The 1,030-nt window shown below is 44.5% G+C and carries 2 tRNA genes and 2 rRNA genes; all 4 read left to right on the forward strand.

What is annotated here, in order from left to right:
• Positions 1–231 (forward strand): 16S ribosomal RNA (locus FTT64_RS14345); the annotation flags it as partial.
• 61 nt (positions 232–292) lie between these two features.
• Positions 293–369, forward strand: a tRNA-Ile gene (locus tag FTT64_RS14350).
• A gap of 63 nt (positions 370–432) precedes the next feature.
• A tRNA-Ala gene (locus tag FTT64_RS14355) sits at positions 433–508 on the forward strand.
• A 428-nt stretch (positions 509–936) separates the two neighbouring features.
• A 23S ribosomal RNA gene (locus tag FTT64_RS14360) occupies positions 937–1,030 on the forward strand; the annotation flags it as partial.

Below are 1,030 nucleotides of genomic sequence, written 5' to 3' on the forward strand. Positions count from 1 at the left end.
GTCTGCAACTCGACTCCATGAAGTCGGAATCGCTAGTAATCGCGGATCAGAATGCCGCGGTGAATACGTTCCCGGGCCTTGTACACACCGCCCGTCACACCATGGGAGTTTGTTGCACCAGAAGTAGGTAGTCTAACCTTAGGGAGGACGCTTACCACGGTGTGGCCGATGACTGGGGTGAAGTCGTAACAAGGTAGCCGTAGGGGAACCTGCGGCTGGATCACCTCCTTAACGAAAGATTGACGATTAGTAAGAATCCACAACAAGTTGTTCTTCATGACGATGTATCTGAGGGTCTGTAGCTCAGTTGGTTAGAGCACACGCTTGATAAGCGTGGGGTCACAAGTTCAAGTCTTGTCAGACCCACCACTAACGACAAGCAAGCAATTGCAGAGCGAATAGAAATCAGAACATTGACTTAAATGATAAGCTGGGGACTTAGCTTAGTTGGTAGAGCGCCTGCTTTGCACGCAGGAGGTCAGGAGTTCGACTCTCCTAGTCTCCACCACACATTGCTACGCAATGTGTAGATAGCTAAATAGCTAAGAAACAAGCAAACGAACAGATAGCTTATAGAGCTTAGTGAGAAGATTGTGTAGAATGCGCAACTCTTATTAATCTCTGTGATTTATCACAGTTGACTGCAGTCCGACGAGGATGCAGTGAATCATTAACAGATTGGCAAAATTGAGTCTGAAATAAATTGTTCACTCAATCAATATACGTTAACGCGTTGTTATGACGGGTTGATGAACGTAAATTGAATTGAGAACTAGCAAATTAACTGAATCAAGCGTTTTGGTATATGAATTTAGATTGAAGCTGTACGGTGCTTAAGTGCACGGGACTTCGAACTGTAGATTAAATAGATAATTGATTATTTATTTAATTGTCTTAATCCTACTTGTAGGGATTAACGACTGTTTGGGGTTGTATAGTCAAGTAATTAAGTGCATGTGGTGGATGCCTTGGCAGTCAGAGGCGAAGAAAGACGTGATAGCCTGCGAAAAGCTCCGGGGAGGCGGCAAAT

It is taken from the genome of Acinetobacter sp. Q186-3 (genome assembly GCF_013420655.1).
In the GTDB taxonomy this organism is placed as follows: domain Bacteria; phylum Pseudomonadota; class Gammaproteobacteria; order Pseudomonadales; family Moraxellaceae; genus Acinetobacter; species Acinetobacter indicus.